This window comes from Maribellus mangrovi (genome assembly GCF_037646455.1).
Classification (GTDB): domain Bacteria; phylum Bacteroidota; class Bacteroidia; order Bacteroidales; family Prolixibacteraceae; genus Draconibacterium; species Draconibacterium mangrovi_A.
Genome location: NZ_JBBIXN010000001.1, coordinates 1580427 through 1603003, shown reverse-complemented (window position 1 = coordinate 1603003; position 22577 = coordinate 1580427). Strand labels below are relative to the sequence as shown.

The window sequence follows — 22577 nt, the reverse complement described above, 5'->3', positions numbered from 1 at the left end:
TCCGGTTTGAACCAAATGTGGTATCCTTTGAACCAAAAGTGGGACTTGTTTCAAATGGAGTGCCGTAATTTTGAATAAAGCGCTGGTTTTATTGGTTTTGTCTTCATCGAATAAAAGGCCAAGATACCTGCATCAAACTGATATTCTTCAAATTAAAATACTGTAAAATGGAAACAACAAAAGAAGTTGAAAAAGCCACATTATTTGAACGTCTGGGCGGAACCATTGGAATAACTACCATTGTCGATGACGTTGTTCAAACGCACATGGAAAATCCTGCTATCAATGCACGTTTTATTCCTTATGGCGATGAACCTGAACGCCTGGCTGTGATCAAAAAACATACCGTTGATTTTTTTAGTGCCGGCAGCGGAGGAAATGTAGAGTACACAGGCAGGTCGATGGAAGAGACTCACACAGGGATGAACATCAGCCGCGAGGAGTACACGCATGTGGTCGACGATATTCTGCTGGTGCTCGATAAGCACGGAATGACCGAGGAAACCAAAAAGGATGTGCTGTTCATCCTTTGGTCGCTGCGAGATATGATCATTGCGAGGTAAGGACTTCCTGCTACAGCAAAAATTTTACTTTAATCCCGGAACTATTATAGACCTTCAAGGTTTCCAAAACCTTGAAGGTCTATCTCCAATTTTAAGGATTAAATCCTCAGTATATATGATCTAACCACCCGTGTCTACGGCCAAACCCTCCTTCCCGAGGAAGGAAACTTCGAGCTGCGATATTTCCTGTGTTGCGTAATATGGATTTATTAGCTAATTTTAATCGTATGAATGAGGTGGTTACAGTTCAGCGGGAAATATTTCAGGAAATAAAATCGAAATTACCGCCCAATGTATCCCTGGTATTCGAGATCACAGAAGTTCTTGGCCTTAGTCAGGATAGTGCCTATCGAAGAATACGGGGAGAAAAACCTTTATCCCTGGAGGAACTGTTCAAACTAAAAGATCATTTTAATATCTCCCTCGACCAGTTTGGTGTAGAAAATTCGGGTAGCGTAAATTTTAATTGTTCGGCTATCGGAGCCCAAACATTTAAGGTAGCCAACTGGCTGGAAAAAGTTTATGCCGATCTTGTTCTTATCAATACAATGGGGAAGAGTGAGATTTTATATGCCGCAAAAGATCCTCCCTTATTTCATTATTTTCAGTTGCCCGAAATCGCTGCTTTTAAAGTTTTTTTCTGGGAGAAAACACTGTTTCAGTTTCCTGAATACGAGGAAAAAATGTTCTCGTTTAATGAGATCTCTGATGACACCTTTCAAAAGGGCAGGAAGACACTTGCCATGGCGGCAAAAATACCTACCATCGAAATCTGGAATGAACAGACCTTTAAAATATTGCTGAGCCAGATCGAGTTTTACTGGGTGTCGGGCTTTTTTTCAAATAAGGATGATTTCTACAATTTACTGGATAAAACAGAAAAATGGATTCATCACATTCAAAAAGAAACCGAGTACGGTTTTAAGTACTTATACGGCACTGCGCCCGAGGGCGTAGAAAACAACTTTATATTGTATGTGAACGAGGTGGTGCTAAACGACAACACCATTCTTGTTCGAACCGACCGGGGATACAGTGCTTACCTCACTTTTAACGTACTCAGTTTGCTGCATACTACCAACCAGACTTTTTGCATGGAACTCGACAAGTATTTTAAAGGGATCCTGCGAAAATCGAACCGGATAAGTGTATCGGGGGCCAAAGAGCGTAACCGCTTTTTTAGCGAACAACTGCATGCCGTGCAAAAACTGCAACGACAGGTGGTTTGAATGCCGTATTTCACTTTACTTCAATAATTATTTTTATTGTTTTTGCACCGTACTTTAGTGCGGTGGCTTAAATCATTAACTATTCAATGATTTTCCGGAAATTTTGTATCCTACAAATTACAAGATTTCCGGAAAATCAAAATTCATAAGGATTATTCATTCATTGCCGCACTTAAGTACGGCGCAAAAACATTTCAATTTAGTAATTGTGTTCTTTAGTATAGCCGGACTCCTTTAGCTGGCCATGGTTGTGGCCACATTCAAGGCGCGAACAGGTGTTTCTTCGTTCGACAGGTATTCAATTTTATTCAATTGAGACAGCGATTCAAGAGCTATTCCTTTTACAAAACGGATTCCCATTTCAATAACGGTTTTGGTTTGTTCAATGTGAAACAAATGATCGGCTTTTTTAACAGTAGTAAAAATGGCTTTTTTGAAATAACCAGCCACCTCACGGCAATATTCAGGTTTTGTAAAATGGTCGTATTCACCGGTATAAACAAGGGTAGGTACACCTGCAGCTTTTTTCAGATCCAGTGCACCGTGGTGCAAGATCCGGCGGGTGTTTTCAGCCATATTTTTGGTGTCCGATTTTGAGATCCTTGACAGCGAGCATTCCATTACTCTTTTCACAAGCGATGATCTTTTTACATTTTTACATTCGTCGCAATTCAACAGCAGTTTTGTTGTTTCGCGGGCAAAAGCTTTCAGATCTCCTTTTTGTTCGTATTGATAAATCCGCTCCACATCTTTTACACGCTCTTCGGGCATTTCTTTCATTACACCGCCCATAATTAAGTGAGCCACCTTTTCGGGATATTTTGCGGCAAAATTAAATGCCGTTGGCGTGCCATAAGAAGCTGCAATAATATTGGCTTTTTGAATGCCAAGATGATTGAACATGTTGTTAATAGCTTCCACCAGGAAGTCGCCTCCAAACTGATAGGGAAGGAAATCTGATTTTCCACTACCCGGAAGATCGATCAGAACCACTGAAAAATCTTTCGACAATACTTTGGTAAAATTTTTCCACGAATCCATATTTTGGAAGGCGCCGCTCAGCAAAACCATCGGATCGTACTGCGAACCAGGATTTTCAATATATCTGCAGAAGTACTTAAATCCTTTTAATCTGAGTTTGATGTCTGAATTTTTCATGATTTCTAATTTTTATTTGTTACAGGTTTCATTGAATTTTCATTACAAAGTTAGGCCGTAAACAAGTCTCAAGACAACCAGTCTTTGCAAACCAAAGGCCTGTAATTATGGATATTGGCAAGGATATTATTCGATGATTTCGGGAATTATTGATTTCTGCAAAAAACGAGGATGTGTGTTCCTCCTGAAGTATTTTTTACTAATTATTCATTTTGGAATTGTACTGATTGGTGGGTTTTATCTACAAAAAAACTTTGAGGTTTTAACAAGCTCGAAATTCTCTTCTTTATTACAGAATCAGGGGGAAGTGGTTGATTTCCTTAATAACTCTTGTTGAGGAAGGATAAGTCTTTGATATTATAAAAAACCTTCGAGGCTAATATTAGCCTCGAAGGTTTCTTTCATTTTTATGCTACCATTTGTTTGTAGCGGAGCGTAATAAGAATATTCGTTAATATTTTTCAGGGGTAAACTTTTCTGATCCGGTATTCCAGAGTGCAAAGCTGAGAATATCTGCCAGTTCCTCAAAATTCCGGCTTTTGGTGTTATCAATACCGTGCCCGGCTTCATAATTCACCCTGAATATAACCGGATTATTGTCCTGGTTGATCTTTTGTAAACGCGCGGCAAATTTCGCCGGATTCCATACCGAAACCCGTGGATCGTTCATGCCGGCCGTAATTAAAGTTGGCGGGTAGTTCACACCTTCCTCCAAATGATGGTAAGCATCCATTTCAAGTAAGGCAAAAAACTCAGCAGAATCTTTCACGGTACCAAATTCAGGAATATTGGCAGGGCCACCTGGTTCCAGTTCAGTTCGTACAGCATTCATAACGCCAACTGCCGGAATTGCAGCAGCAAACAAGTCAGGGCGCTCCGTCATTGCACGGCCAATTAGTATACCTCCGGCACTACCTCCGTAAATTGCAATTTTTCCCGGAGTAGTGTATCCATTGTCGGCCATGTATTCGGCACAGGCTATAAAATCTTTCCAGGTGTTTGGCTTTGTGGCTTTAAAACCGGCTTTGTGCCATTTTTCGCCCAGTTCGCCACCACCACGAACGTGGGCCACCGCATAAATACCACCTTCGAGGCACCATAAATATCGGTTGGCACTAAAATATGGATTCATTGAAATGCCATAAGCACCATATCCAAACAATAGTAAACGGTTGCTTCCATCTTTCTTTATCCCTTCCTTGTAGACAATGGATAAAGGCACCTCCACGCCATCGTGCGATTTCACCATTACTTCTTCGACAACCAGGTCGTCGTATTCCGGAAATTCCGGTATATCAGATAAGGTTTCAAAAACAAACTCATCACCGGCCAGATCGTATTTGAATCGTTGACTGTTTCGGGACCATCCGGAAAGCGTTACCCAAACATCGCTGAATTCAACGCCTTTACTTGAGAGGCCAATAGTTCCTGCCACGAAGGGCAGCTTAAGTTCGCGACTTTGCCCCTTAAAAGATTTGAAGTACAACTTCTCCTGTACCCCGTTAAGTTTCTTTGTATAGTAAACACCGTCTTTTGTTAAGGTAAAACCCGATAAGGTCTGCTCCGGATCTTCCGGAATAAATGTTTCAGCCTTATCAATTTGCAGATCATTGAGCGGCATCCTCAACAGCTTGAAGTTTGGAGCACCTTTGGGTGTATACAGGTAAACATCGGTTTTGTTGGCAGCAAAGTTATACACTTCATCTTCGCGGTTGAGCAAGGGTTTCCAGTCGATCTTACCGGCAGTCACCTGTTTGCCGGGTGCATAGAACAGTTTCATCCGGTTGTCGACATTGGCCGCTACGGCATAAAGGAGCTTGCAATCCCGGTCGAAAGCGGCAATCGGAATATCCATCTGGCCAAGGCCTAAGTCCGGGTACAGTTCTTTCGAAAAGAAATCTTTATCTGTTGAAGCGTCGGTGTTCAGTTTGTGCTTACAGGTTTTTGCTTTTAGGTAGAAATTAAAATCCTGAACGTTTTCCGAACCTGTGCGAATGTACAGGAATTCCTGTTTCCCGGGCAGCCACGAGGTAAAGCCCAGCACCTGTTCCACACGGTCGGGTAAAATCTCTTTGTTTTGGATTTTCATGATCAACAAAGTGGCCATTTCTTTCCCGTTGGGTGTAATACCAAAAGCGAGGTATTCGCCGTCGAAAGTCGGGCTGATGTTGTTGATCACATATTTTACTGTAGAGTCGTTGCCAAAGGTTTCCGGATCGAAAAGCAAGGTCTCTTCGCCCTTTAAACCGTCGCGGAAAAACAGCTTGCCTGTATCGTCTTCAGGAGTTGTTTTTAGGTAAAAATACTTGTTATTGTCGGTAATTCTGAGACCGCCTACACTTACCGATCTTCTGCTGTCGAAATCATACATTTTGTCCAGCAACTCCTGCCGGGCATCGATACTACCCAGCACTGTTTTGGCATAGTCGCTTTGTGCTTTTAACCAATTCAGAACCGTGGAATCTTTCGTGTTCTCCATATACCGGTAGTCATCGGTCACCTGGGTGCCAAAGTAGGTATCGCTTACCGGTTTTTCAGGTGCCAGCGGTGGTTTTTCCACCGTTTGTTGTGGGGTGCATTGAAGAAGTAGTGCGGAGATTACCGCCAGGATTAAAAGTCGTGTCTTCATACTGTGAAATTTAGTTTGTTTTTAGTAAGGATATTCAATTTACGGAAAACGCCGGTCAAAGACAAGTTGCTTATTCCCGCAGTATTCTCGTTGCCAGGATCTTCTGTTTTTCACAAGGATTAACAGATCCTCAAGGTTTCATAAACCTCGAAGGTCTCTGTTTAAAAGGATATACGGGAATTCCAGACTTTCTCAATCACTGCCACCCAAAATTTATTCCTTAAATTTGAAGAATCAACAAAGGAGGCAATCCATGGAAGAAGAGAAAAAGAAGCCGGCAGAAAAGGAAAACACACCCAAAAAGAAGAAACAGGGCGACTGGCTCGATAAGGCTGAAGCAAAGATCGACGAAACCGCCGACAAGATTCACAAAAGCGAAGCCTACCGCAAAGCCGATAAAAAACTGGAGGAGGCCACCAAAAAGCTCTTCCGTAAAGCCGGGCGCTGGTGGGGTAAATTGTAATGAGGAAAACGCTACACTAGTGCATAAGCCTAAATAAGATTGCTTCGTCGTACCTCCTCGCAGTGACATCGCCATTTAAATTTATCCCGCCGAGGACCATAAGCAATTATGCCCGGATTGTCTTTGTCGTGGTCCGCGGCTAAACTTAACCAATATTCCTGGTCATTGCGAGTGTAGCGAAGCAATCCATTCTTAACCACGCGACGCATTCGCGCGGTAGCCAAGTCAGATGACGGAAGGTAAAGCAATCTTACCTTTTCTTTTCAGCATGTATATCAAACGAATTACTGCGAAGTTCTTAATGCCTCAATTTTTTGCATAACGACTTCTGCTTCGGCATATTTCTGATCCGACAGACGACGGTTGGTACGTGACAATACAAAAGCTTCTTCTGTCAATTTATCGTGCTTTTTGAGTAGCTTCTTTAGCGGGTCTTTTTTAAATAATCCAAACATATCTTAATTGTTTATATGGTTTTCTGTTCATGCTACCTTCCAGCTTTGGCTTTCCGGCAGGTAGTTATCAATTACGATCCCATCAGCTTTTAACATGTGCATCAGGTTGTAGAGGCCGAAAAAGGTCCGGTTCATATAAATAAAATGGCGCGATCCGCGGTTTCCATTCATATTCCGCAGTTCGGTATTTTTGCTGTAGGCCGTTCCCAGTTCACTGAGGCGCTTAAAAAATCCGGCATCGGAGAAATCAAAAGTTTCCGACTGAAAAGGACGGGTAAACAGATCGAGCAGGCGCTTAAACATATTGGTAAAAAACACCAGTTCCTCTTTACTGTCTTCGTTTCGAAGAATTTCCAGCTCGTAAAGTTTCGCAGTGAATATCTCCGGGTTATTCCGGTTTTCGGGAACTGCCAGTTCAAAATAAGGAGTGTAAAACGAATCGGGGATACTTTTTACACAGCCAAAGTCAAGTGCCACCAGTTCGTTGTTTTCCGACACCAGGAAATTTCCGGGGTGCGGATCGGCGTGGAATTTCCTTAACCTGTGGATCTGGAACATATAAAAGTCCCACAGCGCCTGCCCCAGTTTATTGGCCAGTGCTTTATCGGAATTCTGTGCAGCAAACTCCGAGAGGTGTTGCCCGTCGATCCAGTCCATGGTAATAAAGCGTTCCGACGACAGGTGCGGGTAATAATTCGGGAAACGTAAATTAGGAATATGACTGCATTGCCTTATGGTTTCAAGGCTTTGCTCCACCTCAAGCAGGTAGTTCGTTTCGTCGAGCAGCTTCTCTTCCACCTCTTTAAAATACACCTCCGAGCCTTTTCCGCGAATGTTAAACAGTTTCATCGCCATGGGTTTTACCATAGCCAGATCGCTGCTGATACTTTCCGAAACACCGGGGTACTGGATTTTAACCGCCAGGTCTTTCCCGTCTTTTCGGGCTTTGTGCACCTGCCCTATACTGGCACCATGCACGGCATTGGGATTAAAATCATCAAAAAGTTCGCCGGGCGTTTTGCCAAAATATTTTCGGAATGTTTTTACCACTAACGCAGCCGAAAGCGGCGGTACCGAGAACTGCGACAAAGAAAACTTTTCGATGTAGGCCTCGGGCATAATGTTTTTTTCCATGCTCAGCATCTGAGCTACTTTTAGTGCACTCCCCTTAAGATCTTTCAGTCCGTCGTATATATCCGAGGCATTCGACTGGTTGAGTTTCTCGCGTGCCGTTTCTTCGGTCGAACTCAGTTTATCGCCGTAATACTTCAGGTAGTTCATCCCCACTTTGGCGCCCGTTTGCACAATTTTCGTGGCCCGTTCAATTTTCGTAGTCGGTATATGATCGATGGTCTTCATCAGTTGCTCATTATTTTTTCGTGATACAGAAATTTACCCAAATCGAATACTGAGTTAAGCGTTGTTGCATCAAGCAGGGCAAAAGCCGTATTCACCGATTTCTCGATAAACACATCGGTTTTCTCCAGGTCGGGCGAAGTGTCTTCTATCCAAAACCGGAGCGTAAAAAGCAGTTGTGCCCAGGCCGATTCCTTCAGGCTGCGCGCTTTGAATTTTTCAATTTTTTCGTGCGGCAACTTTGGTGTTTCAATCTCCAGCCCGTCGATGTAGGCTGTAAAGGCCTTTTTAAGTTCCGACAACGAAGCCAACACTTTTAGCTTGTCTTTTTGGTCGTTAAGCGCCAAAAGCACATAGCTGCGGTTGGCTTTCAGCACCTCGAAAAAGGTATAGTAAAATGCAATTACCTTGTTCTTAGCGTCAAAGTCGTGGTACGCTTTGTTTTTGTCCAGCAGCTGCATGCTCTGGTCGAAGAAGGCTTTAAATACCGCTTTCTCCAGTGCTTCAAACGAGCCGAAATGCTTGTAGAATTCGGCCTCTTCCATTTCCAGTTCTTTAGCAAAGGCATAAACACTTGCCGGTCGCGATCCTGCTTTCAGCAAATGGTTCATGTATGCCGAAAGAATTTCTTCTGATGTTTTTTTGTTTTCCATACTGAAAAAACAACTTTTTTGTCTTTTTGTTTAACTATTGTCTGGTTATTCCTAAACAAAAGGACGCAATCCCTCATTGATCCATGCGAGGGGATTAGCACGGTAGCGTCGTTTGATGTGGCATTCAAAATAAAATTCAAACAATTATCCATCCTGACAGTTGGAATTAATAGAAACCAAAATTTTATTTATGAACTATTCAGTTAAAATCAAAGATGTTAAAACAACTAATGAACTGGAAGGAGTCTGGAGCAACGAAGATTTTAAAGAGTTGCTGGCACGATTTGAATACCCCGATGCAGCGCAGTTAAAAACCGCGGAATTGAAAGAATATCTTTTTCTGGCCATTTCCGACTTTGAACCCCATGAGGCAGCTGCCATTCTTCTCGATTACAAATGCTCCGACAAGTTAGCCGACGGACAGATCGATAATCTTTCGCACGAAATGCTGCGGACAAAAGTCTTTGAAAATTATTCCGAAATCGATCTTCACCACGATTTTTTCAACATTAACCAGTTGCTTTACAGTGCCTACAACGGAAAGTTTCCACAGGGTATGGTAAACCTTGTAGAACTGGAAATAAAGGGTGAAAACAACGCGGAGGAGATGACCAAAGAAACTGCACTGAAAGCACTGAGTTAAGGGCTTTCTGAAAACAATTTGATCAACCGCCTGCTTAGCGATCAAATTGAAGGACGCAAAGCTTTTCCCGAAGCTGAAGGAATAGTGTGGGAGTTACAGCACAAAGGAAACGATGTTTGTTCGTTAGCGATCTCAGAAAAATGGCTCACCAAAAACGAGTTTGAAAAACCGGAATACGAATGCACGATTCAGGTGTATCAAGAGCAGGAGGAAGGAGAGTAAAAACGTATTCCCTCTCTTATTGACGATAACACCTCTTATTGCGATCCGTCAACTTACGGAGAAGCAAGCTATTTCCCACCGTCGGAACCTCCCGAAATCAATGAGGAGGCGCAAGCACAGAACAACAGATTGCTTCGGTCGCACACTCCCTCGCAATGACAAAGTCACATAAGAACATAACGCCGCGGACCTAAAACACTTATGCCCGGATGGACTTTTTGCTGGTCCGCGGCTGAACCTGCCCAATACTTCAGGTCATTGCGAGTGTAACGAAGCAATCTAAAACCCATTACAATTAATCGGAAGCTGGAACATGAAATCCAAAATTCAATCGAAATAAAAACAAACCTTTTAACGTTCTCCACGTTCCAATATAAAAGAGCTTAAAACATTAATAATATGGAATTTACTGAAAAGATAAAGACAGAATTAGAAGGAAAAATTAAAAATCTGGAAAACCTTATTGCTGAAAAAGGAGTCGGTTCGAAACAGCTTAAAAAAGCAAGAAGAACGCAACGTAATATAAATTTGGCCATTGTTGTTGGAAGTTTAATTACCATTGCAGGAATTACCGCCTGGGCCGTGAGCAGCAGCTACCACGAAGATTAAGGATAAACTCTTGCTTCCCTTCCGCTGCCGCGCGAATCCCTTCGCGTGATTTTCTCGAAGTTGTGATGCCTGCAAATGCATGATTTAGAATGACCAGAATAACATTGTTTAGTACATCTTAGCTCCAATACTTAAACCTTCCTGGATTTAATTCGTTAAAAGGGTAACTATTAAATCATTCTAAAACAACATTTTGTGAACACCAAACTGACTATAAAAATGGTTCTGTTGTTTCTGTTCATTACGCTCAGCAGCAACAGTATTCTCTCGCAGGAGATGGGTACCGAATCGCAGGCAGCTATTCAGGTAAGCGAAAATGTTTCCATCGCATTTATGATTAGTGTGCTGGTGATGAAAATTACGGCTTTTATAATCGGGTACCTGGTTGTAAAACTGGGGCACGACACGCTTGTTAAAGGAATCACCGGGGAATTCGATTTTGGATTCGAAGGATCCGGAATTTCTACCAAACTTAAATCGGCCAGCCCCGGAACCTTTTTTGTGTTAATGGGAACTGCCATTATTATCTGGAGTATGGTGGCAGAAAAGCCTTTACGAATTAATACTACCCCGGCAACCGTGCAGGAAATTACCCAAACCGATACAACCACGGTAGAGGAGGTAAAGGATGATATTCCGGATTAAACATGAATGAACCAACCTAAAAAATACAGAAATGAAGTCGATATTAATCCTAACAATTCTGCTGCTTACACTAGGCAGTATGGCCCAAACAAGCGACCAGGAAAAAGCAGAAGAGCTGTACGCGCAGTATAAAACCATTTACCGAAACGACAATTCCACAAAATCGGAAATAAAGGAGGCTTTGCCCCTGTTGATCTCAGCGACCGAACTGATGCCCGGTATCTATAAATATTCCTATGCGCTGGCAGCCGGCTACAAGTATATAGGCGATTACACAAATGCCAGGGACTGGTATGCAAAGTCGAAAAGCAAAACCACCGATGCCGGACAAATAAAGCAACTCGACAATATGATCAGTTACTGCGATACAAAGATCAACGAGCAGAAATTGCAGGAAAGAATCAGACAGGGTGCCGGAATAAACATTGCGATGATTCTAAAAGAAGGCACCAACGAACTGGATGAAGAACTGGTCAATAACCTTCCGAAAGTACTTCCCCAGGTCAATATAAATAACCCGGCTGACGAATTAAGCACCTATATTTCAGGAAAAATCTCGGTGGAAGATTTCTACTCAGACGAAGAATTTTTAGTGGTTAGTTTAAGTACGCAACGGGGGGCCGAAGAACACTATCAAAAAGGAGTTAAACCCTTTGCCGGCTACTTTAAAAACAAATTCAACTTTGCCAAGCCACAACAATACCTTACTATTCTGTTAACCGAAAATCCGTTTGATTTAATTGAAGCTACCAACTCGCTTTACCCAACGGCGCATTTAAAAGCCTACGCTCCGTTTCTGGGGTATTACAACGAAAAAGACAACCTGATTGCGGCTACCGGCGGCAGACAGGGTTATGGTACGGTCCTGCACGAACTGATTCATGCCTACCTGCATTCCGATTATCCCGATTGCCCCATTTGGCTGAACGAAGGTCTGGCAACCCTGTACGAACGAACAGAGTGGAGAAACCATGAATTGAAAAGCATTCCCAACTGGCGTTTCGACCGTATGGACGCCGAAGATTTTGTGACCTTGAATCAACTGGTATCCGACATTAACGAACACAGGTATCATCTGGCACAAATCAGGATGCTTTTGCTGTATTTCGACAACCGGTCGGATATAAGTGAGTTCTACAGCTTTGCAAAATCATCGGGCGGATTTTTTACCTACGACGATCTGCTTGCCCGTTTTGATATTTCGGAAGAAAAATGGCAGGAGTTTATCAAAACTACCATCGATGAATACAAAACCGAATTGTATGCTGCCCGGGGAACACTCGGAAACCCATCGGAAGTTAAATACATTCAACAGGCGCTGAATGCATTGCTTCAGTCGGGCCTCGAGGTGGATGGGATCTGGGGACCGGGTTCTTCAGATGCACTGGTCGAATTTCAAAAAAAATACGGACTTGATCCCGATGGTGTTTATGGTCCCGGTACAAAAAAGGCGCTCGAAAAAGAATACGCGAAACTGAGTATGAATTAGTCCTTTGCCTTCCGGAAATTACAACCCTGTCCGCGTCCGTCAACTGACTGATTAGTAATCTAAATCTAAATAAATTCTAACTACAAAAGAGGAATGACAAGATTGCTTCGGTCGAAAACTTCCTCGCAATGACATTGCCATTTGAATTTAGCCCGTCGCGGACCGTAAACAGTTTATGACCGGATCGACTTTGTTATGGTCCGCGGCTAAACTTTACCAATAGCGGGTCATTGCGAGCGAAGTAAAGCAATCTATTTTCCACCGTCCGAACTTCTCGAGATTTATGAGGAGGCGCAAGCACAGAACAACAGATTGATTCGGTCTCCGTCAACTGACGGAGAAGCAATCCTTTCTTGACCCACACGAAGGGATTCCCGCGTTAGTGCGGGCGTAGTGAAGCAACCTCCGCCAACCCGGGAATAATATCCATCCGGCCGGCAAAGTTGCAAAATACGGTTCGTCGGGTAATTATATCAGTTCAAACTTAAAATGGTATCATTCAACGAATTTCATGTAACACGACTGAAAAACTTGTGTCAGTTTTAATACAGTGTAAGCGGGAAAAGGTCGATTAGCCACCGGCCCTTCCCGGAATGAAAACAGAAAACAATATTAACAGGAAGCAAAATGCGTCAGTGTTAGCTTCAAAAAACAAAAGTCATGAAAGCAAAATCAATTACCATGCTGTTATTAGCGCTTGTAATTACAGCCGGTGTTTATGCCACCGAAGTGTCAAAAATGAACGTGGTGGTGCTTAAACAAGCAACAATTTATGTCACAGCAGAAACCAGTGCACAAAGTCCCACAGAGATCACCTTGCGCGACACGCGGGGTGAAACCGTTTACTTCAGCAAAACGAAAGCTGCTCCTCAGTTCCGGTCGGTATTAAATTTACAGGACCTGGAAGACGGAACATATACCATCAGCTTACGAAGCGGAAAGGTAGTTACGAAACGCGAAATTACCGTTGCCAACGGTGCGGTAACGGTTAAACAACCGGTGGACGGTTTGGCGCCGTATTTTTCGTACAAAAACGACAAGGTGATTTTATCGTACCTGAATTCGAATCTTAGCGATGTTGCCTTACTGATCTACAACGGCAACAAACTGGTGTTTGATTCAAAACTGGGCAGCGATCTTACTATTCAGCGTAGTTTCGATCTGTCGAAATTAGTAAAGAACGATTTCGAATTTGTGCTTTACGCAGACAACCAGCGCTATAATTACCGGTGTTCACGGTAAATAAGCAATACGGTAACAACAGGCCTCTGCAGTTATGCAGGGGCTTTTTTGTTTATGACTTTCCTCTCGTTTCCTACGCTTAGTAATTATTAGGATTGCTTCGGTCGCACACTCCCTCGCAATGACAAACTCACATAGGAACATTATGCCGCGGACCGTAAACACTTTCGCCTGTATGGACTTTTTAGTGGTCCGCGGCTAATCCTCGTCTAATAGTCCGGGTCATTGCGATCCGGCAGTTGCCGTAGAAGCAATCTATTTCGCACCGTCGCGAACTTAACGACATCAATGAGGAGGCGCAAGCTCAAAACAACAGATTGTTTCGGTCGCACACTCCCTCGCAATGACTCAGCCACGTAATACGTTCAGCCGCGGACGACCGACTTATTCATCCCGGCATGATTCACTCCCGTCCGCGGCACTTTATTCATGAAAATACCTGTCATTGCGAGTGTAGCGAAGCAATCTCTGCCATGCATTTACACTAATACCTGCCATTACGATCCGTCAACTGACGGAAGGAGGAAGCAATCTCTCCCTGCTCCACAACATCTTGACTGCTGGTTCTATTTTCCATAATTTGCAAGGAATTAATAACCAAAAACACCGATTAGCCCATAAAGAACCTCATTCCAATTCAAGTTTAATAAAGACCCTAATTGCTCACATGTGCCCCCGGTGCATGTACACGCCTACCGAAACCTTTGGCGTGCATACAAAAAAAGGCCGCCCGCGCCGTAGGAAGCATAGCAGGCGACCCGTCAACAATCAAACTTTCATTTAACCATTAACATGTTAAAGTTATGAGTTTAACCGAATCTAAAAAAAGAGATTTTGTTTCTCAGTTAATTGTGATTTTAGAGCAAAACAGCCAGTTGCTCACCGACAAGGGATTCGATCCTGCTGCAAAGATCACACAGTTACAAACCGAACTCGAAGCAGCCGACGATGCCGAGGGTAAACAACTCGAGGCGATGGCCGCTGCCAAAGACGCGACTCAACTGGCCAACGACACGCTCGACACCGCGTACACCGATGGGTCGGCCACGGTCGACCTGATCGCCGGTTTGCTGGGAAAGAAGGACAACCTGGTTCTCGAGATTAAAAAGCTTCGGAAAACCGGGAAATCAAAATCGAGCCCTTCACCGGAAGAGCCGTAGCACAAAAAGATCCGCTTCAGCAACGAGGCGGATTTTTTTATTAGTGAGAATCAGCTTTCAACAGGTTGCGCATTGAAAGGTGTAAATCGAACTAATCCCGATCGTGTACGCATCGGGATGAATGAGTTTAATACATCCCGATACTTAAAAAGGTGCTGTTTGTTATTCGACACTTTGATAGCTGCCTGCAACTTACCTCACTTCCATTTCCGGCCTGTATCATTTTCCTGATCCGACGAATTGTGTATATTTTCTCTGGAACCGTTCTTATTCTTCCCGGAATTATCGTGCAGCAGCGTGGAATCATAGATATTCCAAAAGGAAGCAAAGTCATTCCATCGAGAATATCTATTATTCCAAAGGGAATCATCCTTCAGCAACGTGGAATTATCTTGCGGCAACGCAGAATCATAGAGATTCTCTTTGGAAGCAACATAATTCCATAGAGAATTACTATGATTCCTTAAGGAATTTCCTCTCGGCACGATGGAATTACGTCTATTCCCGGAGTTTGAAAAGTGCTGAAATCCTCTTGGGGTGGGGGATTGGAGATAAACTAAACTGAAAATCCAAATTTTGAACGATGTTCCCGAAGGTGTTTTTCCGATGGATGAAATTTACTGTTAGACGGGAGAAAGACATCTTTGTTTTCAAATTGTTTAATCCCTGTTTCCGGATTAAAGTCTTTTAATTTAGGATGAACTAAAATTTTGTACTTATCGGAAATGGCAATTAGACCACGGTCGAATGCGCGGTGAAATGTGGGCGAGAGGGCTAAACCATTTCTTATTGAATCGTTATAACTTTCGGCAAAAGGTGTAATGTGACAGGCATCCACAAGTGAACGGTTTTGGGCATCGGCTACCTTTAATCCTGTAACAGCACATTGATTATCGTATACCTCCAGAATGGCTTTTCGAAATACAGAACTTCTCATTACAACAAATTCATCCCGAATATCTTTGGGTTGATCATCAATAGTTTGTTTAACTGTTCGTGTGTAGTTTTGTTCGGGATCGTAAAGAATCTGTTTCTTAATTTTTGCAGAATAAGCTTCTTGTGTTGGGTATTGTGCTTGCAAACTAATGCCAAAATACATCTTAAGTATAGCAGCTTTTAACTCCTCTCTTTGTATCGGATCGGACAAGGCTATGTATAATTCACTTGAAAGCGTAGCTGCACATACTGTTTCAGTTAATGCCCTGTAACTTTTTATTGAATTACTATTTGTCGTTGGAATTTCTCTCCCGGGATAAGTAATTAGCTTCCAAAACTGACCTTTTTCGTTTTTAAGGTGAAAAAAAGGTAGTGCAAAAGTGGCCACATGAGGTGTTTTCACCAGCGCATCCCAATTGTCGAGAAAGTGCTGAACTAAATCGTCAGTAATCTCAATCCAATTTTCAAAAATCTCTCCTTCCTCGAACGAATCGATCACCGCCAATAAAAGAATTGGTTTATGGGGCGCTTTACCGTATGGTGTAACACCTTGCTTTAAGGTTAGGATATGTTGGAGATTGTCACTCATAAAACCTTAATTCCAATAGATTTCAGATACTCAAAAGTATCATTGTAAAACTCAGGAAGTCGAGTATGATCTTCTTCATCGCCTTCAGGTACAACAATTACCATTCCTTGACGAGCTCGTGTAAGTAATACCCGATAAGCATTTTTTAAATATAACTTCCGATCAGCTTTATTTATATTTTGCCACTTACTTCCTTTAAAGGATTTAAAATCCCAACCCTCCTCTGTATATCGAAAATCTCCATCCCACGCTACACAGGCCCAATCAAGTTCAAGCCCTTGCACATGGAACTCGGTTGCAACATCTTCTAAATAATAGGAAGACCTTATATCATCCTTCTCATCCAAAAACCAATGCACCGGATCAATCGGCGATTTTACATCTATACAATATGGTTTTAAACGTTGGGCTTGAGACGAAACTACAATTCCGTAGCGCTCTGAACCTCGCGCTTTATCTTTTAGCCATTGTTTCGCCTTTTTAAAGTTTCGTGTTAAAACAATTGGGTATTTTTTGTTTACCTCAGATAAGGTAGCTTGCGCCGCTCTTCTATCCAAATCCAAAATTTGCTTAACTAATAACGAAACATTCTCGGCGCGAAACGACCGCATAGAAACGGCTAGATGCAACGAATCAGAATGTGTTACGTTTGTTCGATGCTTAATCTGCTGAAGGATTTGTTCTGCGTTGTACTCACTGTCCGTCAATTTAGTTGACATGTAGATTTTCCAATCAGGGAATGAACGCTCTAAAGCTTCTATCCACTCAGAAATACCAGCTTCGCCTGTATTTATTTCTTGTCCGCCACCAACTAAACATACCACAACTCCCCAATCCGGATGTCGGTCGAGGCACGAGATAAGAAACTCGGGCTCAGATTTATTAAAATCTGGAACACCTTTCTTTTGTCTCATAAAGTTGGTGGTTTGCTCCAAAGTCCATGCACGCTGTGCTTCGTCGAACAAGGTAACGTGTTCAATTGGAGGATTACTGTCGCGTAATCCGTCATCTCTAAAATGATGTACATTTTGAATAAATGCTTGCACTTCGCTGTGAGCAACTTTTTTGGTCAGCTTCTCACCATTTGCTTTTGCTCTTTTTACTTTATCACGCGCTAAGGCTTCTTGAAGAATTTTAACCAGCGGTCCATTACCAGAAAGAAAAACACTATACAATTCGCTGTCTTTATCGAAATGAGTTGTTGCAATATTGAGCCCGACCAAAGTTTTTCCTGCACCGGGCACTCCGGTAACAAAACAAATTGCCTTTTCTGAATTGTCCCTCGACTTTTTTATAATCGCAGCAACTTCATCCGAAGTTTGACTCAAATTAATTGCACTGGCATCACTCCTTGAAATATCTTCAACTGAATGATTTGCGTATAGCGAAGTTGCAGCCTCAATAATTGTTGGCGTTGGTTGATAACGCCCTTGCTCCCAATCCTCAGTATTAAATTGTGCGTGCCCATCTAAAAACTGCAAAGCATGAGCGATGATACTGCCCAAACTTTCAGTATTTGACTTAACTGGATCAAAAAGATTATCATCTTGTTTTGATGTTGTCAAAACAAAATCAGAGTGCTTGGCTTTAGTTGCCAACAAAACTGGAATTATAACTTTATCATGACTTGTCTCGTGGAAGTTTTTCAAATCCAAAGCATAATCCCAAACTTGATCAATGGCGTGTAACGGATATTCTTTTTCACCAACTTTAAATTCTACAACAAATAGAATCGACTTGATAATCAGAAGGACATCAATACGTTTACCCATCCTTGGTATGGCATACTCAAAATAAATTGAGCCTGATTGCCCAACTAATAATTCTTGCAAATAGTCGAGTTGAAATTTCCATGCCTCCTTTTGGGGTTGTTCCGTAGCGAATTCATTATTATCTGCTAACTCACCCAATATCTGAGTATAGGATTTCTGCAAAAACGCTGTTATAGAATCTGAATAATATGCTCGGTTCATTAGATTATGTTGAAATCTCAACCATAAAGCTAATAGAAATGAACATAAAAATTAGCATTTGTAATGCAAAACTTTTTCTAAACAACATTTCAATTTTACGCCTTTCCCCTTAATGCGGCCAATATGCGTTGGGGTGTCATGGGTAAGGTATGCACCCGGGCGCCAAGCGCATCGAAAATGGCATTGGCCAGCGCAGCCCCCACGGTTGTTATGGCCGGCTCTCCGCAACCCTGGGGCGGGAGTTCAGGATTGTCGATTAGCACCGTTTCAATTTTTGGCACATCCGAAAACCGGGTGATCCGGTAAGCATCAAAGTTTTGGGTATGTATCGCTCCACCATTGAATTCGATCTCTTCCGACAGCGCAGCGCTGAGTCCCATCGTAATGCCACCTTCAATCTGTAATTTTGCCCCCTGCGGATTAATAATTTCACCCATGTCCTGCGCACACACCACACGTTGAACTTTTACCTTTCCGGTGGATTTATCTACCGCTACCTGTGCCATGGTGGCCACGTACGAATTCAGGTAATTGGTGCACGCTATTCCGTATCCCCTGCCGCTGGGACCCTTCTTAAATTCATGTCCGAATTTATCGCGTGCCGCCCGGAGCACACGAATCATACGCTGGTCGCTGAGGTTATTCAAACGAAAGTTCAGCGGATCGGTTCCTGCAGCCACTGCAAGCATATCGGTGAACGACTCCATGGCAAAAACGTTGGTGTTGCTTCCCGGCCCGCGCCATGCACCCGTTGCAAAGGGATGCACTCCGCCCGCACTGGCCGTTTTAACCCGGTAATGCGGGATGTTGTATATGGGTTCCGAACTTCGCGATCCGGTAAACAGGATATCGCATTCCCAAAAGGTAATACGGCCTTTGGCATTTAAACCCGATTTTAGCTGAACCACCGCCGCCGGACGAAAAGCATCGTAAAAAAACTCTTCTTTTCTGGTCCATGCCAGCTGTACGGGATGCCCCGAGATCTTCGATAATTTTACTGCCTCGGTGATTTGCCGGCCCGATTTTTTGCCGCCAAAACCACCGCCCACAAAAGGTGTGATCACCCGAACCTTCTCTTCCGGAATATCTATAGCTGCTGCTGCTGTTTGCCGCACACGAAAAGGTGCCTGTGTCGATGCCCAAACCGTAGTCAGCTCATCCTGAACATGCGCAAGCACGGTATAGGGTTCCATGGGTGCATGGGCAACATAGTGGTTATAAAATTCCGATTCGAGCTGCTGTTTTGCTGCCGACCTCCCATCGGAGAGCTTTCCGTCTTCCACATAAATGCGGCCATCGGGAGCTGCATTTTTCAAGGTATCGAAAATGGACCGGTTATCGACTTTTGGCTCGGGAAGTTCCCACTTCGCATCTACCAGGGCAATTGCTTTTTCTGCCAGCTCCGGATCGTTATGCAAAACAGCGATCAGTTCTTCTTCCTGGATCACCATTGCCCCGGCAATATCCTCGGCTTTGGAAACATCGGCAGAAACCAGTGTTGCATCGTGTACGGGTGGTCGAAGGACTTTTGCGTAGAGCATGTCGGGAAGTACAATGTCGCCGGCAAATTTTGCTTCACCTTTTACTTTGGGCCGGGCATCCATGCGCATCATCGGCTGACCGGAAACGGTATGCTCAGCGATGGGTTTTATGGGTACGTCGGGAATGAGCCGGTCGATCTGCTTTCCTTTTACCAGCCCGGCATAAGTGACTTTACGGGCCGGATTGGTTTTATCGCTTATGGTACCGTTCTTCACAACAAGACGGTCGGGAGAAAGATCGAACTTTTCTGCAGCCATTTGCAGCAATATGGCTCTTGCTTCGGCGCCTGCCCTCCGAAGGGGAGGACCATAATTTTTTGTACTGCGCGAACCGGTGGTACCACTGTCCCAGGGACAAAACAGGGTATCTCCCATCACCATGTCGATAGAATCCAATGCAACATCAAGCTCTTCGGCCAGCATTTGCGCCATAGAGGTAATGATCCCTTGTCCCATTTCAATTTTACTGCAATACACAGCCACCCGTCCGTTATCACCAATCTTCAGATAGGCATTAAAGTCAGAGGGGTAAGCTCTGCCGCGTTGCGGTACGGCTGTCATGGCCATTGCTCCTGTGGTATAGAACACAAAAAGGCCACTACCTGAGATCTTCAGAAAGTCGCGCCGCGAAAATTGCGTTCGCTGCGAAAGATTATCATCATCATCGATTCCGTGTAAGAATTGTTCTTTGCTCATAACTCAATCCCGGTTAGTTAGATAGCATTAAAGATACAAATATTTTGAGCTTGCTATTTTCACTTTATGGCCGATCGATTTGCAGAATCGGGGTGTTTTATTGTTTAAATCAGCATTGGAGGAAAGGGAAAGGTTTCAAGGCAAAAGTAAAAAGTTAAAAGGCAAAAGTTGGAGACTGTCATTGGTTATTTGTAAAAGGGGAGCCAAGGAGCAGGATTCAGTTTAAAGTCGAAAGTCGAAAGTTTAAAGTGTCAAGGCTGCGTCTGCTTCGCACAAAAAACTACGGATCGACTGCTAAAATCTTTTCAACTCACCCGACGCTGCCGGTCGTGCTCAGACAACAAAGATTTTTTACGCTGTCTTCTCTTGTTTTATGGCTCACCAGCCGAGGCCAGTCGGGCGCTCGTTCTCTCGCCCCTTCGTTGTTAATTTACCTTTAATCGGTTGGCATGCAACTAACACTGTCGCTTCTGCGTAAGTCTATGTGTTTAACCAAAAACTACTTACCATGAGAAAAAATATTTTGTTTATTGGTGTATGTATCCTTTTTACAGGATTGGTTGCCCTTACCGCAGGGGCACAGGAAGAACCCGCAATGCCCGAAAATTTCGTGGTGTTCGAAGAAATGGTTAGCCCGGCCGATATGCCGGCTTTCTATGAGGCCCAGGCAAAAGTAGTTGAACTCTGGAAAAAGCATGGAATGGATATTCCGGTGTACTGTTATTACACCGACGAAAGTGCCTACTACTGGGTGGTACCAATTAAAAACTTTGCCGCCATCGATGAACTCTTTAAGAAGTCGGGCGAGGTTTCGGCAAAGATGAAGGAGGATGGCTTTGACGGCACCAAGGCTTTTCGTGACCTGTCTACCGTGAATACGTCGGTTATTAATTGGAAGAAAGACCTTTCGTATCATCCCGAGGGACAAACCGGTGAGCAGACATTTAAGGGTTATGATGAATGGACCTTTATGTACCTGAGGCAAGGGCATGAGGAAGAACTTACCGAAGCGTTTAAAAAAATGATCGACTTCTACGACAGCATACCCGAAAGCCATGATTGGGATGTATATTCTATGACTTTTGGCTACGATACTCCCTGCTGGATTATTATGAGACAAGGCGAAAGCAGAGCCGCCATGCGCAAATTTGACGAAGAGTTAAACAAAAAATACCGCGAAAAATTAAATGAGATCTGGGCTGAAATTGGACCACACCTGAGGAAAATGAAAAAGATAAATGGCTGGTACTGGCGGGGTTGGTCTCAGCCCTGGGAAGCAGGGGAATAGAGTAGTAGCTGAAAAAGTCATTGGTCATTGGTCATTGGTCATCGGGGGATCTCGGTTTCACTTTGGTGTGTGGTATTCCCATGAAGCAATAATATCCTTTGAATGTTTGACAAGCTTGAAGCTTGCGGCTCGCAGCTTTCTCTGGTTTAAAGTTTAAAGTGTCAAGGAATAGTGCTTTGCTGAAAAAAATGGAGTACAAAACAAATCCCAACTTCCCGGCAGGCTAGTGGCTATCAGCTCGCGGCTCGCTGCTATAAAGCACCGGCATTTTCCCTTTCCATTGCTTCCAGGTGCTGTTATCGCAAATGAGCTCGGCCATAAAACGGGCAACGTTTATGCGGCTTACTTTTCCGGGATTAAAGAGTGCACTTCGGATGGGCGAAGGATGAATCTCGTAAGGGCTTACGCTGTCCTCATTGATGAGGCTGTCGGGGCGTACTGCTGTCCATTCAATAAGCGGGTTATTTTGCCCGATTTTGGTTCGAAGGAATTCGGCCGCAGCGATATTATCGGTATAGGGTGGCAGCAGCACACTTAAGAGTGCAACCACTATTTTTTCACCCGGGGCTATGCGTTCATTAAGATCGCGGTTCCTCATACCCGAGGTATTCATCAGCACATATTTCACGGGCTTTTTGGGCTGGTTGGTTTCAATGGCTGTACAAAGTCGGCGGGCAGCATCGGCTACCAGGCGGCGTGGTTTCCCGAACATGCCTTTGAAGGTCATGTTATGACCCAGGCACGAAGCCACGGCATCGCAGCCCTGAACGAGTTCGGCCATCTGTTTATCACTAAGGTCGAGCAAAGCTGCCTGAACTACCGTCAGGTTTTTATTATTGAGCAATTCACTGAGCTTTTCTGTCGATCGCACAACCACTGTTACTTTTTCTCCCCGATCGAGGAGGTCTTTTACCAGCAGCCGTCCCGTTGCGCCGGTGGCTCCCACAACTAAAATTTTCATGTATTTCTTGTTTAGCTGAAAAGATAAGACATTTTGGTGCTTGTGTGCAAATAAAAGTGGGCGTGAGAAGAAGATTG

Annotated in this window: 20 protein-coding genes; 11 read left to right on the top strand and 9 right to left on the bottom strand. The window is 43.6% G+C overall.

Annotation, left to right across the window (positions count from 1 at the left end; all coding sequences use genetic code 11):
* Positions 1 to 167: 167 nt before the first annotated feature.
* Together WFY05_RS06160 and WFY05_RS06155 are read left to right on the top strand one after the other, a co-directional pair.
* Positions 168 to 563, top strand: coding sequence for a group I truncated hemoglobin (locus WFY05_RS06160; RefSeq protein WP_340111883.1), 396 nt, complete (start codon positions 168 to 170; stop codon positions 561 to 563).
* Between the two features lie 227 nt (positions 564 to 790).
* Complete coding sequence (locus WFY05_RS06155) at positions 791 to 1792, top strand: helix-turn-helix domain-containing protein (protein ID WP_340111882.1); 1002 nt, start codon at positions 791 to 793, stop codon at positions 1790 to 1792.
* A gap of 234 nt (positions 1793 to 2026) precedes the next feature.
* Here WFY05_RS06155 and WFY05_RS06150 read toward each other — a convergent pair whose 3' ends face one another.
* Both WFY05_RS06150 and WFY05_RS06145 read right to left on the bottom strand, forming a co-directional pair.
* Positions 2027 to 2950 (bottom strand): alpha/beta fold hydrolase, encoded by a 924-nt coding sequence (locus WFY05_RS06150; protein ID WP_340111880.1) that lies wholly within the window; start codon positions 2948 to 2950, stop codon positions 2027 to 2029.
* A gap of 451 nt (positions 2951 to 3401) precedes the next feature.
* On the bottom strand, positions 3402 to 5579 hold the full coding sequence (locus WFY05_RS06145) for a prolyl oligopeptidase family serine peptidase (RefSeq protein ID WP_340111879.1): 2178 nt from the start codon (positions 5577 to 5579) through the stop codon (positions 3402 to 3404).
* Positions 5580 to 5832: 253 nt separating this feature from the next.
* On the opposite strand from WFY05_RS06145, the gene WFY05_RS06140 reads away from it, so the two are divergent.
* Positions 5833 to 6042 (top strand): hypothetical protein, encoded by a 210-nt coding sequence (locus WFY05_RS06140; protein WP_340111878.1) that lies wholly within the window; start codon positions 5833 to 5835, stop codon positions 6040 to 6042.
* A 284-nt stretch (positions 6043 to 6326) separates the two neighbouring features.
* Here the strand turns inward: WFY05_RS06140 and WFY05_RS06135 are convergent, their stop codons facing one another.
* The 3 genes from WFY05_RS06135 to WFY05_RS06125 are packed head-to-tail and all read right to left on the bottom strand — an operon-like array spanning position 6327 to position 8506.
* Entirely contained in the window at positions 6327 to 6497 is a 171-nt protein-coding gene (locus tag WFY05_RS06135) for a Lacal_2735 family protein (RefSeq protein WP_340111877.1), read from the bottom strand.
* Between the two features lie 27 nt (positions 6498 to 6524).
* Positions 6525 to 7856, bottom strand: coding sequence for an ABC1 kinase family protein (locus WFY05_RS06130; protein ID WP_340111876.1), 1332 nt, complete (start codon positions 7854 to 7856; stop codon positions 6525 to 6527).
* The gene (locus tag WFY05_RS06125) at positions 7856 to 8506 is read right to left on the bottom strand and encodes a TetR/AcrR family transcriptional regulator (protein ID WP_340111875.1); all 651 of its coding nucleotides are present in this window, start codon (positions 8504 to 8506) and stop codon (positions 7856 to 7858) included. Before WFY05_RS06125 ends, WFY05_RS06130 begins: the two co-directional genes overlap by 1 nt.
* Before the next feature lie 190 nt (positions 8507 to 8696).
* Between WFY05_RS06125 and WFY05_RS06120 the strand changes: the two genes are divergently transcribed.
* The 7 genes from WFY05_RS06120 (at position 8697) to WFY05_RS06090 (ending at position 14516) form a co-directional block, all read left to right on the top strand.
* Entirely contained in the window at positions 8697 to 9149 is a 453-nt protein-coding gene (locus tag WFY05_RS06120; protein ID WP_340111873.1) for a hypothetical protein, read from the top strand.
* Between the two features lie 18 nt (positions 9150 to 9167).
* The gene (locus tag WFY05_RS06115; protein WP_340111872.1) at positions 9168 to 9371 is read left to right on the top strand and encodes a hypothetical protein; all 204 of its coding nucleotides are present in this window, start codon (positions 9168 to 9170) and stop codon (positions 9369 to 9371) included.
* A 399-nt stretch (positions 9372 to 9770) separates the two neighbouring features.
* Positions 9771 to 9980, top strand: a complete 210-nt coding sequence (locus tag WFY05_RS06110) for a hypothetical protein (protein ID WP_340111871.1) — start codon at positions 9771 to 9773, stop codon at positions 9978 to 9980.
* Positions 9981 to 10175: 195 nt separating this feature from the next.
* Entirely contained in the window at positions 10176 to 10625 is a 450-nt protein-coding gene (locus WFY05_RS06105; protein ID WP_340111870.1) for a hypothetical protein, read from the top strand.
* Positions 10626 to 10656: 31 nt separating this feature from the next.
* The gene (locus WFY05_RS06100) at positions 10657 to 12114 is read left to right on the top strand and encodes a peptidoglycan-binding protein (RefSeq protein WP_340111868.1); all 1458 of its coding nucleotides are present in this window, start codon (positions 10657 to 10659) and stop codon (positions 12112 to 12114) included.
* Between the two features lie 660 nt (positions 12115 to 12774).
* Complete coding sequence (locus tag WFY05_RS06095) at positions 12775 to 13356, top strand: T9SS type A sorting domain-containing protein (RefSeq protein WP_340111866.1); 582 nt, start codon at positions 12775 to 12777, stop codon at positions 13354 to 13356.
* Between the two features lie 803 nt (positions 13357 to 14159).
* Positions 14160 to 14516 carry a hypothetical protein gene (locus tag WFY05_RS06090; protein ID WP_340111864.1) on the top strand — a complete coding sequence of 119 codons (357 nt, stop codon included), beginning with the start codon at positions 14160 to 14162 and terminating at the stop codon, positions 14514 to 14516.
* Positions 14517 to 15072: 556 nt separating this feature from the next.
* On the opposite strand, the gene WFY05_RS06085 is transcribed toward WFY05_RS06090, so the two are convergent.
* The 3 genes from WFY05_RS06085 to WFY05_RS06075 all read right to left on the bottom strand — a co-directional run bounded on the left by WFY05_RS06085 (position 15073) and on the right by WFY05_RS06075 (position 20251).
* Complete coding sequence (locus tag WFY05_RS06085) at positions 15073 to 16041, bottom strand: HNH endonuclease (protein ID WP_340111863.1); 969 nt, start codon at positions 16039 to 16041, stop codon at positions 15073 to 15075.
* On the bottom strand, positions 16038 to 18014 hold the full coding sequence (locus tag WFY05_RS06080; RefSeq protein WP_340111861.1) for a DUF2075 domain-containing protein: 1977 nt from the start codon (positions 18012 to 18014) through the stop codon (positions 16038 to 16040). The genes WFY05_RS06085 and WFY05_RS06080 overlap by 4 nt, the downstream gene beginning before the upstream one ends.
* Positions 18015 to 18109: 95 nt before the next feature.
* Positions 18110 to 20251 carry a xanthine dehydrogenase family protein molybdopterin-binding subunit gene (locus tag WFY05_RS06075; RefSeq protein WP_340111859.1) on the bottom strand — a complete coding sequence of 714 codons (2142 nt, stop codon included), beginning with the start codon at positions 20249 to 20251 and terminating at the stop codon, positions 18110 to 18112.
* 508 nt (positions 20252 to 20759) lie between these two features.
* Here WFY05_RS06075 and WFY05_RS06070 point away from each other — a divergent pair.
* Positions 20760 to 21539: a hypothetical protein gene (locus WFY05_RS06070; protein WP_340111857.1), complete on the top strand. Its 780-nt coding sequence runs from the start codon at positions 20760 to 20762 to the stop codon at positions 21537 to 21539.
* A 223-nt stretch (positions 21540 to 21762) separates the two neighbouring features.
* Here WFY05_RS06070 and WFY05_RS06065 read toward each other — a convergent pair whose 3' ends face one another.
* Positions 21763 to 22500, bottom strand: a complete 738-nt coding sequence (locus tag WFY05_RS06065) for an NAD(P)-dependent oxidoreductase (RefSeq protein WP_340111855.1) — start codon at positions 22498 to 22500, stop codon at positions 21763 to 21765.
* Between the last annotated feature and the right edge of the window lie 77 nt (positions 22501 to 22577).

Excerpts from the sequence above, each read along its gene's own strand:
- WFY05_RS06085 (WP_340111863.1), bottom strand. The coding sequence starts at position 16,041 with ATGAGTGACAATCTCCAACATATCCTAACCTTAAAGCAAGGTGTTACA.
- WFY05_RS06090 (WP_340111864.1), top strand. The coding sequence starts at position 14,160 with ATGAGTTTAACCGAATCTAAAAAAAGAGATTTTGTTTCTCAGTTAATT.
- WFY05_RS06075 (WP_340111859.1), bottom strand. The coding sequence starts at position 20,251 with ATGAGCAAAGAACAATTCTTACACGGAATCGATGATGATGATAATCTT.
- WFY05_RS06120 (WP_340111873.1), top strand. The coding sequence starts at position 8,697 with ATGAACTATTCAGTTAAAATCAAAGATGTTAAAACAACTAATGAACTG.
- WFY05_RS06140 (WP_340111878.1), top strand. The coding sequence starts at position 5,833 with ATGGAAGAAGAGAAAAAGAAGCCGGCAGAAAAGGAAAACACACCCAAA.
- WFY05_RS06125 (WP_340111875.1), bottom strand. The coding sequence starts at position 8,506 with ATGGAAAACAAAAAAACATCAGAAGAAATTCTTTCGGCATACATGAAC.
- WFY05_RS06070 (WP_340111857.1), top strand. The coding sequence starts at position 20,760 with ATGAGAAAAAATATTTTGTTTATTGGTGTATGTATCCTTTTTACAGGA.
- WFY05_RS06080 (WP_340111861.1), bottom strand. The coding sequence starts at position 18,014 with ATGAACCGAGCATATTATTCAGATTCTATAACAGCGTTTTTGCAGAAA.
- WFY05_RS06110 (WP_340111871.1), top strand. The coding sequence starts at position 9,771 with ATGGAATTTACTGAAAAGATAAAGACAGAATTAGAAGGAAAAATTAAA.
- WFY05_RS06160 (WP_340111883.1), top strand. The coding sequence starts at position 168 with ATGGAAACAACAAAAGAAGTTGAAAAAGCCACATTATTTGAACGTCTG.
- WFY05_RS06155 (WP_340111882.1), top strand. The coding sequence starts at position 791 with ATGAATGAGGTGGTTACAGTTCAGCGGGAAATATTTCAGGAAATAAAA.
- WFY05_RS06150 (WP_340111880.1), bottom strand. The coding sequence starts at position 2,950 with ATGAAAAATTCAGACATCAAACTCAGATTAAAAGGATTTAAGTACTTC.
- WFY05_RS06135 (WP_340111877.1), bottom strand. The coding sequence starts at position 6,497 with ATGTTTGGATTATTTAAAAAAGACCCGCTAAAGAAGCTACTCAAAAAG.
- WFY05_RS06100 (WP_340111868.1), top strand. The coding sequence starts at position 10,657 with ATGAAGTCGATATTAATCCTAACAATTCTGCTGCTTACACTAGGCAGT.
- WFY05_RS06145 (WP_340111879.1), bottom strand. The coding sequence starts at position 5,579 with ATGAAGACACGACTTTTAATCCTGGCGGTAATCTCCGCACTACTTCTT.
- WFY05_RS06130 (WP_340111876.1), bottom strand. The coding sequence starts at position 7,856 with ATGAAGACCATCGATCATATACCGACTACGAAAATTGAACGGGCCACG.
- WFY05_RS06095 (WP_340111866.1), top strand. The coding sequence starts at position 12,775 with ATGAAAGCAAAATCAATTACCATGCTGTTATTAGCGCTTGTAATTACA.
- WFY05_RS06065 (WP_340111855.1), bottom strand. The coding sequence starts at position 22,500 with ATGAAAATTTTAGTTGTGGGAGCCACCGGCGCAACGGGACGGCTGCTG.